Annotated in this window: 13 protein-coding genes; 3 read left to right on the top strand and 10 right to left on the bottom strand. The window is 36.9% G+C overall.

Going from position 1 to position 15,717, the window contains the following annotated elements:
* Positions 1-123: 123 nt before the first annotated feature.
* The 5 genes from phoR to AC0L3W_RS03575 form a co-directional block, all read right to left on the bottom strand.
* Positions 124-1,413 carry a phosphate regulon sensor histidine kinase PhoR gene (phoR, locus tag AC0L3W_RS03595; RefSeq protein ID WP_290039184.1) on the bottom strand — a complete coding sequence of 430 codons (1,290 nt, stop codon included), beginning with the start codon at positions 1,411-1,413 and terminating at the stop codon, positions 124-126.
* 72 nt (positions 1,414-1,485) lie between these two features.
* Positions 1,486-2,169 (bottom strand): phosphate regulon transcriptional regulator PhoB, encoded by a 684-nt coding sequence (phoB, locus tag AC0L3W_RS03590; RefSeq protein WP_290039183.1) that lies wholly within the window; start codon positions 2,167-2,169, stop codon positions 1,486-1,488.
* A gap of 129 nt (positions 2,170-2,298) precedes the next feature.
* Positions 2,299-4,353, bottom strand: coding sequence for an EAL domain-containing protein (locus tag AC0L3W_RS03585; RefSeq protein ID WP_409439660.1), 2,055 nt, complete (start codon positions 4,351-4,353; stop codon positions 2,299-2,301).
* Positions 4,350-4,826, bottom strand: a complete 477-nt coding sequence (locus AC0L3W_RS03580; protein WP_409439661.1) for a YfiR family protein — start codon at positions 4,824-4,826, stop codon at positions 4,350-4,352. The genes AC0L3W_RS03585 and AC0L3W_RS03580 overlap by 4 nt, the downstream gene beginning before the upstream one ends.
* 79 nt (positions 4,827-4,905) lie before the next feature.
* Positions 4,906-6,921 (bottom strand): TonB-dependent receptor plug domain-containing protein, encoded by a 2,016-nt coding sequence (locus tag AC0L3W_RS03575; protein WP_290039180.1) that lies wholly within the window; start codon positions 6,919-6,921, stop codon positions 4,906-4,908.
* A gap of 365 nt (positions 6,922-7,286) precedes the next feature.
* Between AC0L3W_RS03575 and rdgC the strand changes: the two genes are divergently transcribed.
* From rdgC to AC0L3W_RS03560, 3 genes are all read left to right on the top strand, one after another.
* On the top strand, positions 7,287-8,195 hold the full coding sequence (gene rdgC, locus AC0L3W_RS03570) for a recombination-associated protein RdgC (protein WP_290039179.1): 909 nt from the start codon (positions 7,287-7,289) through the stop codon (positions 8,193-8,195).
* 323 nt (positions 8,196-8,518) lie between these two features.
* The gene (locus AC0L3W_RS03565) at positions 8,519-8,935 is read left to right on the top strand and encodes a SulA-like leucine-rich domain-containing protein (protein WP_290039178.1); all 417 of its coding nucleotides are present in this window, start codon (positions 8,519-8,521) and stop codon (positions 8,933-8,935) included.
* Positions 8,936-9,206: 271 nt separating this feature from the next.
* Positions 9,207-9,410 (top strand): YaeP family protein, encoded by a 204-nt coding sequence (locus AC0L3W_RS03560; protein WP_290039177.1) that lies wholly within the window; start codon positions 9,207-9,209, stop codon positions 9,408-9,410.
* 104 nt (positions 9,411-9,514) lie between these two features.
* Here the strand turns inward: AC0L3W_RS03560 and serS are convergent, their stop codons facing one another.
* The 5 genes from serS to AC0L3W_RS03535 are packed head-to-tail and all read right to left on the bottom strand — an operon-like array spanning position 9,515 to position 15,714.
* Entirely contained in the window at positions 9,515-10,801 is a 1,287-nt protein-coding gene (serS, locus tag AC0L3W_RS03555; RefSeq protein WP_290039176.1) for a serine--tRNA ligase, read from the bottom strand.
* A gap of 8 nt (positions 10,802-10,809) precedes the next feature.
* Positions 10,810-11,196 carry a fluoride efflux transporter CrcB gene (gene crcB / locus AC0L3W_RS03550; RefSeq protein ID WP_113819150.1) on the bottom strand — a complete coding sequence of 129 codons (387 nt, stop codon included), beginning with the start codon at positions 11,194-11,196 and terminating at the stop codon, positions 10,810-10,812.
* A 41-nt stretch (positions 11,197-11,237) separates the two neighbouring features.
* A complete protein-coding gene (locus AC0L3W_RS03545; protein ID WP_290039175.1) occupies positions 11,238-12,566 on the bottom strand; it encodes a replication-associated recombination protein A in 1,329 nt (442 codons plus the stop codon).
* Positions 12,566-13,180: an outer membrane lipoprotein periplasmic chaperone LolA gene (lolA, locus tag AC0L3W_RS03540; protein WP_290039174.1), complete on the bottom strand. Its 615-nt coding sequence runs from the start codon at positions 13,178-13,180 to the stop codon at positions 12,566-12,568. Before lolA ends, AC0L3W_RS03545 begins: the two co-directional genes overlap by 1 nt.
* Positions 13,181-13,182: 2 nt before the next feature.
* Entirely contained in the window at positions 13,183-15,714 is a 2,532-nt protein-coding gene (locus AC0L3W_RS03535; RefSeq protein ID WP_290039173.1) for a DNA translocase FtsK 4TM domain-containing protein, read from the bottom strand.
* Positions 15,715-15,717: the final 3 nt, after the last annotated feature.

Here is a 15,717-nt window from a genome sequence, read left to right as displayed (position 1 = left end):
CTATTTATGAGGATATTTATTAATGCTTAAGGTATGTCAGAGTTAGTTGAATAATGATTATTTACCATACAAAAAATAGTAGATAAGCCTATTCAACTAATTGTGATCAATCCTTACTCTAGTCTAATGAACGTAACTATTAGGGATGATGAATGAAAACTGACTGCCCTCACCCACATTACTTTCAATTTGCAGTTGTGTGTCATAATGCGATAAAGCATGCTTAACAATCGATAAGCCTAAACCCGAACCACCTGTGTCTCGTGAACGAGATGCATCAACACGATAAAAACGCTCAGTTAAATGTAGTATGTGTTCAGGGGCAATGCCATCACCCGTATCCATTACACAGAAATAAGCACCCTCGGGTAACTTCTTCCATAATACCTTAATACTACCGCCTTCCGGTGTATAGTTAATGGCGTTATAAACTAGATTCGACATGGCGCTACGTAATTGCATTTCATCCCCCACCACAGACAATTTAGGATCAACCTTAAATTGAACTGATTGGGATTTTTTACGTCCTAAAGTCACAGCTTCATTCTCTATTTGAGTTAATAAAGCTGGGATATTAATACTCTCATAAAAATCTAAGGTTGCTGCCCCTTCAATTTTCGATAATGTCATCAATTGCTCAACCAATGAACACATTCTTGCCGTTTGTTGATCTAATACGTTGATAGTCTTTAACTGCATTTTATTATCTTGAGCACTCATCTCTAAAATCTCAATATAACCCTGTAATACAGTTAATGGCGTGCGTAACTCATGGGAAACATTAGCAACAAAATTACGCCTAGTTTCATCCATTTGACGATAACTTGTAACGTCACGCACAATCAACAAGCGCTGATTTTTTGCATAAGGCATGACCCTAAACTCAAGAATTTTATCGATATTAATAGGCGAAATGAGATCCAACGGTTCGTTATAAGCTTCGCTGCGAAGGTATTCAACAAAATCCGGATGTCGAATTAAGTTGGTAATATTATCCCCAGCATCATCGGGCCATTTAAAACCTAACTGATACTGTGCAAGTCGATTACACCAAACAATTTCACCATCACTTTTAAATACCACAACAGCATCTGGTAATGCTTCAGAGCCTTCACGAAAACGACTAATAACATTCGCTAAACGGTTACGTCGTTTACGGTTTCTTTGTTGCATATTATGAATACCAATATAAGCATGCTCCCAAACAGACTTGCCTTGTGGTAACACTGTACTTCTACTGACCCATAACCAGTCATTTAATTTTTTTAAGAAATAATAATGCCAGCCAATATGCACTATTGTAGAGACTAATAATAATTCAACTAACACACCGGTTAATAAACCTAGAATAATAACAGGCACATAAATTAAGAAAATTGCCCAGGATAATTGTTTCCATGTATATACTTTCAAATGCACTACTCTACATTGGGACGATTGTTATTCGTCATTTATTCCTATCATGAACCACTGCAAATAAGCAGGTTATGAGCGAGTTGAAAAACGATAGCCCGCACCACGCACAGTTTGCACTAAATGGTCATGATCAACTAGTGCTTTTCGCAAGCGACGAATATGCACATCAACAGTGCGATCTTCGACATAAACATTCGTCCCCCATACGTTATTTAATAACTGCTCTCGGCTATAAACTCGCTCTGGATGGGTCATAAAGAAGTGTAGTAATTTAAATTCAGTTGGGCCCATTTCTAGCGCTGAATTATTTAATGTAGCACGGTGAGAAACGGGGTCTAACTTTAGTTTTCCCACTTTCAATGTGTCATCTAATGATGTTGGGTTAACGCGGCGCATAACGGTTTTAAGACGTGCCATTAATTCTTTTGGTGAAAAAGGCTTAGTCACATAATCATCGGCACCATTTTCTAAACCGCGTACTTTATCTTCCTCTTCACCACGAGCAGTTAACATTACTACTGGGATTTGACGTAAAATTTCATCTTGTTTTAGAAATTTTAATAATTGAATACCGCTACCACCAGGAAACATCCAATCTAATAGAATAAGGTCTGGGTAAGGTTCATGTAAATGAGTCAATGCAGCTTGGTAGTTATCAGCTTCTAACGTTTCATAGCCATGTTGCTCTAAAACAAAACTTAACATATCTCTAATTGCTACTTCATCTTCAACTACTAAAATTCGACTCGCCATTCAATTCACCTACTCATTATGTATATTAAATAAGGGTATTATTACCACTGACTATTACATTTATATTACAACTGTATGCTAACTGTCATAAAAGTGTTGTTTCTGTAGTTAAAGCAGATAATTACAATGTTATATCAAACTTAAATCTATAGGTGAACTATGGATAAAATACTGTCTTTTAAAGGTTTCAATGGGTAGTGGTTTGGCAAATAGATAACCCTGTCCAAACTCGCAACCCGCATTGGTTAAAATTTGCTTTTGGGCTGCATTCTCTATTCCTTCAGCAACCACTTGAATATCTAAATGGTGTGCCATCATAATAATCACTTGGCAAAGTTCACGACTATTTTTTTCATTTTCTAATTCATCAACAAATGATTTATCTATTTTTAATACATCGACATCCATTTTCTGTAAATAAGATAATGAAGAGTAACCGACACCAAAATCATCAATCGCAATCGCAATACCACGTTTTTTTAACTTAGTAAGCTGAGCTCGGACTGAGTCTTCGCTTTCCATTAATAAGTTCTCAGTAATTTCTATGATAATCGCATCACGTGGTAAACCTAATGTTTCTGTGTATTTAAACCAATCCAAAATCCACTGACCATCGCCTTTAAACTGTACTGGAGAAACATTAATACTAATTTGAAAATCGTCTGCAGCCCCTAACTTTTTAAACTGAGCGAGATCACGAGCAGCCGTACGAGCAACCCATTCACCCATCTCTAATATTAACCCCACCTCTTCAGCTATCGCAATAAACTCATTAGGTGGAATCAAGCCTCGCTCAGGGTGATTCCAGCGAATCAAGGCCTCCGCTTTGCACATTTTATTAGTTAAAAGGTTAACAATAGGTTGGTAATATAACTCAAAATGTTCATTGGCTAAGCTATGACGAAGATCCTCAACTAGTTGATGTTTTTGAATAACAGCATTAAGCATATTTTGCTCAAAAAAATGATGGCTATTACGTCCAGCTTCTTTAGATTTGTACATAGCAAGATCAGCATATTTGATTAAGTTCTCGACACTTTGACCGTCTACAGGAAATAGCGCAATACCAATACTTGTGGTTACAAATACATGCTTACCTTCAATCAAAAATCCTTTTGCAAGTTCCTGGTTAATGGTATTTGCTAAAGAGCTTAAACCTGCTTCACTTACATTTCCTTCTACTAGAATCAGGAATTCATCCCCACCTAAACGGGCTAATGTGGATCCATTATCAAGAATCTGTGTAATACAACGACTAACTTCAATGAGCAGTAAATCACCATAATCGTGCCCCATAGTGTCATTAATCTCTTTGAAGCCATCTAAATCTAAACCTAATAATGCAAATTCATGCTGTTCAGAACAGCTCACTAAGTTGGCTAATTTATCTAAAATATAACGTCGATTCGGTAAACCGGATAAGGGGTCACTAAAAGCCTGAGTGGTTAACTTATTATTAGCAACTTCTAATGCACTTGTCCGTTGCTGTACTGTTTCTTCCAATGAGTTATCACGCTGTTTTATAGTTTCTAGCATAGAGTTAAAGCAGTTAGCGAGATTACCCACTTCATCACTGGATAACACTTTAGATCGTAAATTATAGTTATTAGTGTTAGTGACACGCTCTGCAACACTGGCTAAATGCGTTAATGGATAAATAAGAATTTTTCTTAAGAAAAGAGAAAGTAAAAAACTGAGCAGTAAAATTAAGGCTAAAATTGCCAGTAAAAAGAAACTGAAAAACAGTAAGCTACGTTCGATCACTGAATAATCAGCACTAATTGTCAATAAGCCGTACTCAACACCTTTCATCATTAAAGGAGTCGAACTTACCATCAATTTGTTAAAAATCGTTATCTTATTATTTTTTTCTGTAGACACACCTACAAATTGCTCGCCATCTTTATCAATGATTGCGGCACTGACAATATTACTTTGCCCTAATAATGACTCTAATTGTTCAGCAGCACTTGTTTCATCTTGGAATATAAGGGTAGCGGTAAGATTAGGGGCAAGTATTTTGGCAATGGAATTTAACTTTGACTCTTCTGCTTTAGTGACTGAATTTAACTCATAAACAGTAAACATTGCAGCAATAGTCATACTACTAAATAATGCGACCATCATTAAAATCATTAATAATTTAGCATTCAAAGATCCTGTCAAAGTGCGAGGAAAAATCATTGTTCTCCTCCTTGATAAATCCTACCTAAACGCAGCACTTTAGAACTCATTTTTATACCGGATTTCCTTAATCGACTTGGTGATACTTCAAACCTGACTTTGCCACTAATTATAAAAAAATTAATATGACCTCCAGAAGATAAAAATCCATCAAATTCTCCTACTAGCATTAAGGAAGATATCACTTCATTTTTCGATATAGCATGCCAAACATCAGCATCTGCTTTTGATATGAATAGAGTATTACAGTTAGTCAGACTTGGATTATCATCTGTTAACAGGACTAACTCAACAGGCCGATTTTCTATAGAAAGCGCCTTCAATGTTTTAGCTGCAGAAACAATAAAGTCAGGATTAAAGCTACAAATGTTGTAACTGTTTTGTTGACTGGCGTTAAACCAGCTTCCTTGCGAATAGCGCGCAAAATTGTATATAAAACCAGATTTTATAGCATCTTCTCTTGAGTTCGCCATAGTATTTCCTGATATAAGGAAAAGTAATAGCGATATCAATATAAGACTAGTCTTACGTAAAATAAACATGGGTATATACCTAGAATTTTGCCGTTATTTGAGCTAAATAACTAGGCTCAATAAAAGTGACAACCGTATAAGCTTCACTACTATTACCATATTCAATATGTTTCCCATATAACAAGTTGTTACCCGTTAATGAAAAAGTAACGGTATCATTAATTTGCCATCGCCAGCTAGCATCTAATACTGCGTAATCTTTTGTATCATAGGCCTCGCCATCTTCAATCCTATAAGTTAAAGACAAATGATGGTTATCGGTTAAAGTAATATTGGCTTTTGCAATAAGTTGACGCATATAAGCATCATGACCGATCGCTTCTGTTGTACCTGCTGGCAGATCATATTGATAAGAAGTTAAACTATAGCCAATTTCAGTATTAAGTTTACGGTTAGGACTCCAATTTAACGTTGCTTCTCCACCATAGGTTGTTAGCTCACCATCGGAGACAAAATTATAGGTAATGTAAGTAAAGGTATCGTTAACGTCTGGGTCAATCACCAACACATTACGTGCTTTCGTATGGAATAGAGATATATCAACTCCCCAGTTATCTTCACTGTATCGATACCCCAATTCTTTAGAGAATGACTTTTCTGCATCAATATCATTATTACCTATTATGTCACTTCTAATACCTAAAGATGAATTAACACGAGCAATATTATTGTATTCAAGAAATGAAGGTACACGTACTCCCTGAGAAACAGCTCCCCAAATAGTATGACGAGATTCAGGAGTCCATAAAAAACGAACCATAGGTTGATGCTCCCACCCGGTGAAACTATTTTTTTCTGAACGGTTACCAATAATCAGTTTAAATTTGTCAGGAACCAGATTAAATTGAAATTGGATGAATCCACCAAAGTGATCATAATGATTGAGATTACTGAGATTGCTAAAAAAATCGTTCTCCTCAATAAACACATCGCTGTAACGATAGTTTACCCCCCAATCAAACTGAGTATGTTTGATTAACGTATTCATTTGGTAATCAATGTCTGTGGTTAAAAATTTATCTCTATAATAAGCTTGTTCGCCGCGTTGAGAGCTAAAGGAAACCTGTAGCATTTGATTTGAAACAGGGGATATACGGTGATCTAACCGTGTCATTAATTGTAAATAATCGAGGGTATATTGGTCATAAACATAACTTGATAGATTCGTATTAACATCAGCTAACCTTAAGTTTTGCCCCATATCAATATTGTTATACCAAACTTGCGCTAATAAACTTAAATCATCATTAATATTAAAATCAACTCGCCCATTTAGATTTTGTTTTTTGCCATCATCATGTGCAGACAAGTCCTTTTCGCTTTTACTCGACTCATCAGTTTGCTCAACACCACCAGAAATTCTAAAGGAACTGTAATTGACTAAATCGCCACCGACTCTAAAATCGACCTTATAATCTTGCTTTGTGCCAGTAGCCAATTGCACTATATTATCGCGCGTATCCGCGGTATGTTTAGTAATGATATTAACCACACCGTTGGTCGCATTGCTTCCCCATAGTAGTCCTCCCTGACCACGTATAACCTCTATACGTTCTATATCATACAGAGGAACATTAATAGCTTCCCAATACACACCTGCAAAACCAGGGTTATAAATGCTTTGACCATCAATCATCACCAATAATTTACTAGAATGTCTTCCCGCAGTACTTCTAGTGGTAATAGCCCATTGGTTATTATCTAATTTTCGCACTTGCATACCGGGTACTAAAGTCAATGCTTGAGCAACGGAAGTAACACCTGATTGGATTATTTCTCGATTAGTAAGTACATAAATAGAAGCGGCAGTGTCAGATTTATTTTGTAAACGCTTCATAGCAGACGTCACTTGAATATCCGCTGCCATTAGACTATCAAAATCTAAACTCGGTAAATCATCGGCTTCATTATATTCCTCTGACTTCCCGTAAGCGGGATGAGTAATGAATGCAGTACTAGATAGTGCGAATAAAACAGTATAAAAATATTGATAACGTTTCACACTCGACATGATAGTTGCTTTAGTAATTTCCATATAAAAAATCCGTATCTTGATAAAATAACAACTCTGATAATAACTAAATAAAATCATGCAGTTAAGATAGCACTATTTTATTTAAGTTTATAATGCATTTAATTGTTCTATGACATATTAATAACCACTTACTTTCTAAACTGGCGCGAAGAGAAGCTAAGAGTAAGGTTTAATCATTTACCAAATAAAAAAGAACTTGTTGCACTAGTATAGGCATAAATAATATATAAAAACCAAATTAATATATCAAAATAGGTAATCAATAATGAAATATTTGTTACCTCATGAAAGCAAGTTTTGATGCTTGTTATAAAATCATTTACACTCGAGAGCTATTTAACCTCTTACATATTAAGGTGCATTTCATGTTTTTTAAAAACCTTCAAGTTTATCGTTTTACTCGTCCTATGGAACAAGACGACAGCGCACTAGAAAGAAACCTAGAGGAATTTAAATTTAAACCTTGTGGTAGCCAAGATATTTCAAAACTAGGCTGGGTTTTTCCAATGGGGAAAAATGGCAGCATGTTCACACACATTCACCAAAAACAAATTTTGATATGCCTTAAAAAAGAAGAAAAGATGTTGCCAGCCGGCGTCATTAAAGATCAATTGAATGAACGTGTTGAAGCTATTGAGTTAGAGCAAGGTCGAGCATTAAAGAAAAAAGAAAAAGATAGTTTGAAAGAAGACATTATTATGCAACTGCTGCCTCGCGCATTTAGTCGTACCTCTCAAACTTTCGCATGGATAGATAATGAAACCAACATGTTATATGTTGACTGTTCGAGTGCTCGTAAAGCAGAAGAACTTATTTCGCTACTACGTAAAACCTTAGGTAGTTTGCCAGTGGTTCCTGTTCAATTACAAAACCAAACGGATGTTGTAATGACCGATTGGTTAGTTGAAGGCAATATTCCTGCAAACTTCCAACTAGAAGATGAAGCAGAACTATGCTCAGCCTTGGAAGGCGGCGGTATTATTCGTTGTAAGCAACAGGATCTTCTGTCGGATGAGATTAAAAAACATTTAGACTCAGATAAGTTTGTTACTAAACTAGCATTAAATTGGGCTGATAGTATCTCCTTTGTGATTGGAGAAGAGTTTGCACTAAAACGTCTAAAATTCTCTGACGTATTGCAAGAACAAAATGAACACATCGAAGCAGATGATTATGCAGCACGTTTTGATGCCGACTTTATATTGATGACCGGAGAGATAAAACAACTTGTCCCTTCATTAGTGGAAATTTTCGGTGGCGAACAAAGCTTGTAAACAGTAAAAGCATTAATTTAATCCAACTAAACCTGCTCCTGAGCAGGTTTTTTTATATCTAATAAGCCCACTAATTTGCGTGATTAATATACATACTTAAACGTAAATACTCTTCTAAAATACTAAAACCATCCAACCGTTTATTATTTTTAAACCAATTACTGACTATTCTGATCACTAAACACCTCGCCACCACAGTAAATTAGTCGAACATTTAATCAAAAAACACAAAAAATGAGCAATATAGACAAAATTTACTTGATCAATGCAAAAAATAAGAATACTGTTGTTACATACAGTGTTTATTTATACAGGTGAATCATATGCTATCTAGATTAATGACAACAACACAAGTTAACCCATTTTTATTACAGGATTATGAGCCAGCAACGGCAGTAAATACTGAGTTAGTGAATGTGCATTATCAAGAAAACAACTATCAAAAATTGTTGTCGCATATACAAGCAGGTGAAGATCAAGGCTGGATACTGTTTCTAGCTCCACCGGGGAAGCCAAACACACAATTCTTTCAAGCAGCAGGCATCGATAAAAGTCGTGTGTTGATGATTGATTCAAGTAAAGTAAATGATCAATTAACGCTGTTATCGGCGCTATTAAAAAGTAACAATTATTGCACTGTAGTAACTTGGGTTAATGAGTTGTCTACACAAGCTCGTTCGATCATCGAAACAGATGCACAACAAACCAACACAAGTTGCTTTATCTACTGTAATCAATAAACAATGTTATAAATTAAAAACTTTATTACTAACAGACATTGCAAAGTTATGTGCATACTTAGTCGACATGAAGTATTAACAACAAGTAAACAATGGTAAAAAGTCATTTAATGTAGCTAAACTTGACCCAGGTCATTTGCTACTAAGTTGCCTTGTTTATACTCGCTTTATAGGCTGTTTTATTCGTGTAAGTTTTGTAAAAAACAGCAAATTAATTACACTAGAAGACTGAATCAAAATTTAGCTAAATGTGTTGTAATAAGGATCTACTATGTTCAAATATAGCGAAAAAACTAAAAATCTCATTAACCTTATTGGTAGTGGCGATACAGCTTATGTGCCTAAAGCAATTTCTTGTGCGGTTAATACATTGGATGAAATTGCGCAGGATACAAATTTACCAGAAAAAGTAAGAGAATCGGCTGCATTTGCAGCAGCAAACTTAGTATTGAGTGATTATAACGATGATGATTAGCGAATAACTGAGAAAAGCTGATCTTTATAAATAAAAAAACACTGAAAAAAAAGGAGCATTACGCTCCTTTTTTCATGAATTAATACCTTTAGCTTTAGACTAATTTAACCAATATGTGTTAAACCGCCCATATAGCTTTGCAGTACAGCAGGGACTTCGATACGACCATCTGCACATTGATAGTTTTCTAAAATAGCCACTAATGTACGACCTACAGCTAAACCAGATCCGTTTAATGTATGTAACAATTCAGGCTTTTTCGCACCAGAACGACGAAATCTTGCTTGTAAACGACGTGCTTGGAAATCACCCACGTTAGAACATGAAGAAATTTCTCGGTAAGTATCTTGAGCAGGTAACCAGACTTCTAAATCGTAAGTCTTAGTCGCACTGAACCCCATATCACCAGTACACAATACTACTTTACGGTAAGGTAACTCTAAGTTTTTCAACACTTGCTCTGCGTGACCTGTTAACTCTTCTAATGCTTCAAAGCTTTTGTCAGGGTGAACAAGTTGCACCATTTCAACTTTATCAAATTGATGCTGACGGATCAGGCCGCGCGTATCACGTCCATAAGATCCAGCTTCGCTTCGAAAACAAGGAGTATGTGCGGTCATTTTAATTGGTAGATCTGATTCATCGTAAATCACATCTCGGCTCATATTTGTTAATGGCACTTCAGCCGTTGGAATCAACGACATACCAATACCCTCTTCCGTTGCTGGATTAGTATTAAATAGATCATCACCAAATTTTGGTAACTGGCCAGTACCGTATAAGCTATCTGCATTGACTAAATAAGGAACATACATTTCAGTATAACCATGATCATTAGTGTGCAGATTAAGCATGTATTGTGCTAGTGAACGATGTAATTTTGCAATTTGTCCTTGCATCACAATAAAGCGAGAGCCAGAAATTTTAACTGCTGATTTAAAGTCTAAACCGCCCAAAGCTTCACCTAGCTCAACATGATCCTTCACTGCAAAGTCATATTGCTTAGGTGTTCCCCACGTTAATACTTCAACATTCTCACTTTCATCTTTACCGATAGGTGCCGATTCATGTGGCAAGTTAGGGACACGGTCAGAAATCGTTTTGATTTGCTCACTAACCACAGCAAACTCTTCTTTTGCTTTTTCTAACGCATCACTTAATTCATTCATTGCTTCACGTAATGGCTTGATATCTTCACCACGTTTTGCCGCTTGACCAATATCTTTAGAGCGAGTGTTACGCTCAGATTGCAAGTTTTCAGTGCTGATTTGTAACGACTTTCTCTTTTCTTCTAACTCACTGAGTAAATTAACATCTAAATCAAAACCGCGTTTTTTTAATAACTCTGCAGTTTGCTCAATATCATTACGTAGAAACTTTGCGTCTAACATCTTATTCCCTAACTTTTCAAAACTAATAAAGTACCTAGGTATGCTGCCAATAAACATACCATCACATTTAACACCACATTCAACATCGCCTTCAATAACTCACCCTGCTGGATTAACAACAGGCTATCCATGGAAAATGAAGAAAATGTGGTTAATGCACCTAAAAAACCTACACCAATTAATGGCCACCAAGGTGAAGAGGAGATTGTTTCTTGTTGAACTAACTGATAAATACAGCCCATTATCAGCGAGCCAATCACATTGACTGTAAGTGTAGCAAAAGGAAAACCTTTTCCAAAGAGGCTAACCATACCAATACCAATTAAATAACGGAAAGTTGCCCCAAATGCCCCGCCAAAAGCAACAAAAGCAATATTCACCATAAGATTGTTCATTTTACATCCTTAAACACAAACCATTGATAACTGAGTATGGATTAATAGCGTTTTTTATCACTTTGTTGATCACTATTCTTTAAATAGCGTAGTTTTTCTGCAATTTTACTTTCTAAGCCACGCTCTACTGGATGATAAAACTCCATTCCAGCTAATGCTTCAGGTAAATACACTTCTCCAGCAGCAAAAGCACCAGGTTCATCGTGCGCATAACGATAACCTTCACCATAGTTTAATGATTTCATTAACTCTGTTGGTGCGTTACGTAAATGGACTGGCACGTCTAAATCAGGATAAGCCTCTACTGCTTGCTTAGCCTGTGCGAAGGCCGTATAAACTGCATTACTTTTAGCTGCACAGGCACAATAAACCGCAGCTTGTGCAATTGCTCGTTCACCTTCTTTAGGCCCAATTCGAGTGAAACAGTCCCAAGCAGACATAGCTACTTGCATCGCTCTTGGATCCGCATTACCAATATCTTCAGAAGCAATGGCCAATAAACGTCTCGCCACATATAAAGGGTCACAACCACCAGCAAGCATTCGTGCATACCAATATAAAGCTGCATTTGGATCTGAACCACGAACAGACTTATGAAAAGCAGAAATCAAATCATAAAAAAGATCGCCTTGTTTATCAAAGCTAACACCTTCTCGCCCTGCTATTTCCATTAATAAAGATACATCAATAACTAGTTTGTTATTATGTTGTTCGCCCATGTCACTTAATAATTCTAGATAATTTAATGCCTTTCGTGCATCCCCTTGTACTAGCTGAGCTAGCTTATCTAATACGCCTTCAGCAAATTCAATATTCTGTTCTGCTAAACCAATTGATGATTGACATGCTTGCATAATCACTTCGACTATTTCAGCTTCTGTTAGCTTTTTTAATAGATAAACACGAGCACGAGAAAGTAATGCGTTATTCAGTTCAAATGAAGGGTTTTCAGTAGTAGCACCAATAAATAAAAAGGTACCATCTTCAATATAAGGGAGGAAAGCATCTTGCTGGCTTTTATTAAAACGATGTACTTCATCGACAAATAATAAAGTACGGCGGCCTGCAACTTGGTTTTGTTTGGCAATATCAATAGCTGCACGAATCTCTTTAATACCCGAAGTAACCGCAGATAATCTTTCCACATGTGCATCGCAATATTCTGCAATCAGTTCTGCAAGTGTTGTTTTACCTGTTCCTGGTGGCCCCCATAAAATCATAGAATGCGCGTAACCCGCTTCTAATGCTTTACGTAGTGGTTTATCTTTTGCAACAAGGTGAGATTGACCAATATATTGGTCAAAGTTTTTAGGCCGCATGCGGGCGGCCAAGGGCTGAAATTGATTTTCGAAGGAGAACAGATCTTGCATTAGCGTTGGTCGTCTATCTCAATACCTGCAGGGATATCGAACTCAAAGAAATCATCAGCAAGGTTAGTTGCAGTTTTATTATTGCTTAATGTAAAAGTACTGGTTTGGCCCTGCGTTTCTTTTACGCTAAATTGGCTAATATTATCTGCTTTATCAAATATAAACGTAAACTGATTCGCATTTACTTTATTCTGATTATTAGTCACAACAAATGTGTTATTTACTTTTTTAACATCGAAGTTTTGCCATTCAGATGTATCTGCACCTGATAATAAAGCAAACGGCGTACCTGCAATCGCATCAGAAAAGTTCATAATCGTCACTTGTTCAATAAATGGACTGTATAACCACATATCAATGCCATTAGAGACTATCAACTCTTCATCTGGTGATGTTACCTGCCAATGAAAATTACCTGGGCGCGCAATGGTTAATTTACCTACACTCTGTTGAATTAAATCACCTTGAGCACTAATCACCTGCTGTGAAAAGTCGGCTTGCATGGTGCTCACTTTAGCTAATTTTTGTTGTAATAATTCACTGTCAGTGTCCGCATGTGCAGCAGACAAGGTACAAAACAATAGAGTCAATGCGATAATTAATTTGTTTTTCATTTTTAATCCTTAACAGGTGGTGGAGCTAATACATCACGATTACTATTAGCGCCAGAAGGTGCACTAATCACACCTTGAGCTTGTAATTGGTCAACTAAACGCGCAGAACGGTTGTAACCGATGCGGAATTTACGTTGAATACTAGAGATAGAAACTTTTCTGGTTTCAGTAATAAAAGCAACCACTTCATCAAACAATGGATCGATTTCCTCTTCACCTTCAGCTTGTTCTCCAGGCAACAGCATATCAAGGTCTGCATCGCCAGCTAAAATCTCTTGAATATAATTTGGTTGGCCACGTTTTTTCCAATCCGCAACCACTTTATGTACTTCATGATCATCGACAAATGCACCATGTACACGAGTCGGCATACCTGAACCTGGTGGCATGTACAACATATCACCATGGCCTAATAGTGTTTCCGCACCTTGTTGACCAAGAATAGTACGGGAGTCAATTTTACTCGATACCTGGAAAGCAATACGTGTTGGAATATTTGCTTTAATCAAACCAGTAATAACATCGACAGATGGTCGTTGTGTAGCAAGGATAAGGTGAATACCTGCAGCACGTGCTTTTTGTGCGATACGTGTAATTAACTCCTCACACTTTTTACCTACAATCATCATCATGTCAGCAAACTCATCGACCACAACTACGATCGTCGGTAGCTTTTCTAACTCCGGTGCACTTTCAGCCATGCTATCGCCTGGCTTCCACAACGGATCATAGATAGGCTCGCCAGCCGCTTTGGCTTTTTTAATCGCTGAGTTGTAACCCGCTAAGTTTCGGACACCGATTTCAGCTAATAGTTTATAACGACGTTCCATCTCACCAACACACCAGCGTAAAGCGTTGGCTGCATCTTTCATGTCGGTTACGACTTCGGTAAGTAGATGAGGGATGCCTTCGTAAACATTTAACTCCAACATTTTAGGGTCGATTAAGATCATGCGTAAATCTTCAGGAGAAGATTTATACAATAAACTCACTAGCATACAGTTCACACCAACAGATTTACCTGAACCGGTTGTACCCGCCACTAATAAATGTGGCATTTTTGCTAAATCAACGACCACAGGAGAACCTGAAATATCAGCCCCCAGGACCATGGTTAACGCAGATTTATTTTCATGGAATTTTGTACAGTCCAGTACTTCCGAGATATACACTATCTCACGATGTCGGTTTGGTAGCTCCAATGCAATTACTGATTTGCCTGGGATTTGGTCAACAACACGTACGCTCATTGCAGATAAAGCACGTGCTAAATCCTTTTCTAAGCTGCTAACTGTACTTACTTTCATCCCCGGCGCTAAATCTAATTCGAAACGAGTAATAACAGGCCCAGGTAAAACGTTAACCACATCAGCTTTTATTTTAAATTCAAGTAGTTTTGATTCAACTAAACGAGCAGCATTGTCCAACTCTTGTTGAGACACTGGATTTTCTTTTTTGTCAGGTCTATCCAACAGGTCAATGCTAGGGAGAGGTGCGATATTTGTTTCAGCGACAAACCTTTCTGCAGGTCGAGCATGCTCTGGTAAGTGTGAAAAGTCCGTTTTCGCCTGTTTCTTTGCAACCACAGGCACTTCTTCAACTTCAACCTTTTTCTCATTAGGTTCAGCTTGCCATTCGATATTATCAATATTCAATTCAGGTAATTGATCTTCTTGTTGATCAATGAAGTTTGTACCAAGAAATGCATCATCAGCTTGACTCTCTTGATCAAATGAATGGCTGAAATCGATCACCTCATCTTGCTCATCAAGTTCAGTTTCTGATTCTTTCTCAGCTATTTTAGCCAACCTTTTGTTTTCTTTTTCTGCTTGTTTTTGCTGTTTCTTCTCTAACTTATCTTGTAAAGTTTGCTGTTTTTCAAATAATCGTTGGTCTTCACCTTCCGCACGCTTTTCTTTCATTTCATTCAACATAGCAGGTAAGTTACCTAACCAAGCAATAAAATTAAGTGTGTACTCACCTATTCCGTCGATTAAACGTATCCAAGAAAACCCAAATAAAAGAGTGGTACCAGAGATTAAAAAAGTTAATAAAATGAGGTTAACGGCCACTAAGCTAAAAAAGCCCAACATGCTCTGAGCTAAAATATCTCCAACTAAACCACCCGATGGATAGTAAAAATAGTCACTCACATTCAATGCTATTAATGCGCTTAAACTAAAGAAAGTAAAAATAAAACCAACAATTCGCAGACTTAAGTTTAAAAAATCAACGTCTAATGTAAAAGAAGGCTTCCATAAAATAGCCCAAGTAAAGGAAACAATAATGACGGGGATTAAATAGGCCATGAAACCAAACCCAAAAAACAGAATATCGGCAATCCAAGCGCCTACTCGCCCACCTGAGTTTTGAATTTCTGCCACCCACTGTTGTTGAGACCAGCTTGGATCGACAGGCGAAAACGTGAATAGGGATAAAGTGATAAAAATGGCAACGAAGGCACTAATGATAATGCCCACTTCCAGTAGTTTTTGCACCCCAGACAGGTGATTTAATAATTTGCTATTTGACAAGAA

Source organism: Psychromonas sp. KJ10-5 (genome assembly GCF_055808325.1).
Note: the sequence above shows the minus strand (reverse complement) of the source record. Positions and strands in the feature narration are given on the sequence as shown.

Bases quoted from the DNA above. Each gene is read 5' to 3' on its own strand.
- AC0L3W_RS03580 (WP_409439661.1), bottom strand. From the start codon at position 4,826: ATGGCGAACTCAAGAGAAGATGCTATAAAATCTGGTTTTATATACAAT.
- lolA (WP_290039174.1), bottom strand. From the start codon at position 13,180: ATGAAAAACAAATTAATTATCGCATTGACTCTATTGTTTTGTACCTTG.
- AC0L3W_RS03585 (WP_409439660.1), bottom strand. From the start codon at position 4,353: ATGATTTTTCCTCGCACTTTGACAGGATCTTTGAATGCTAAATTATTA.
- AC0L3W_RS03545 (WP_290039175.1), bottom strand. From the start codon at position 12,566: ATGCAAGATCTGTTCTCCTTCGAAAATCAATTTCAGCCCTTGGCCGCC.
- rdgC (WP_290039179.1), top strand. From the start codon at position 7,287: ATGTTTTTTAAAAACCTTCAAGTTTATCGTTTTACTCGTCCTATGGAA.
- AC0L3W_RS03560 (WP_290039177.1), top strand. From the start codon at position 9,207: ATGTTCAAATATAGCGAAAAAACTAAAAATCTCATTAACCTTATTGGT.
- AC0L3W_RS03565 (WP_290039178.1), top strand. From the start codon at position 8,519: ATGCTATCTAGATTAATGACAACAACACAAGTTAACCCATTTTTATTA.
- AC0L3W_RS03575 (WP_290039180.1), bottom strand. From the start codon at position 6,921: ATGGAAATTACTAAAGCAACTATCATGTCGAGTGTGAAACGTTATCAA.
- serS (WP_290039176.1), bottom strand. From the start codon at position 10,801: ATGTTAGACGCAAAGTTTCTACGTAATGATATTGAGCAAACTGCAGAG.
- phoB (WP_290039183.1), bottom strand. From the start codon at position 2,169: ATGGCGAGTCGAATTTTAGTAGTTGAAGATGAAGTAGCAATTAGAGAT.
- crcB (WP_113819150.1), bottom strand. From the start codon at position 11,196: ATGAACAATCTTATGGTGAATATTGCTTTTGTTGCTTTTGGCGGGGCA.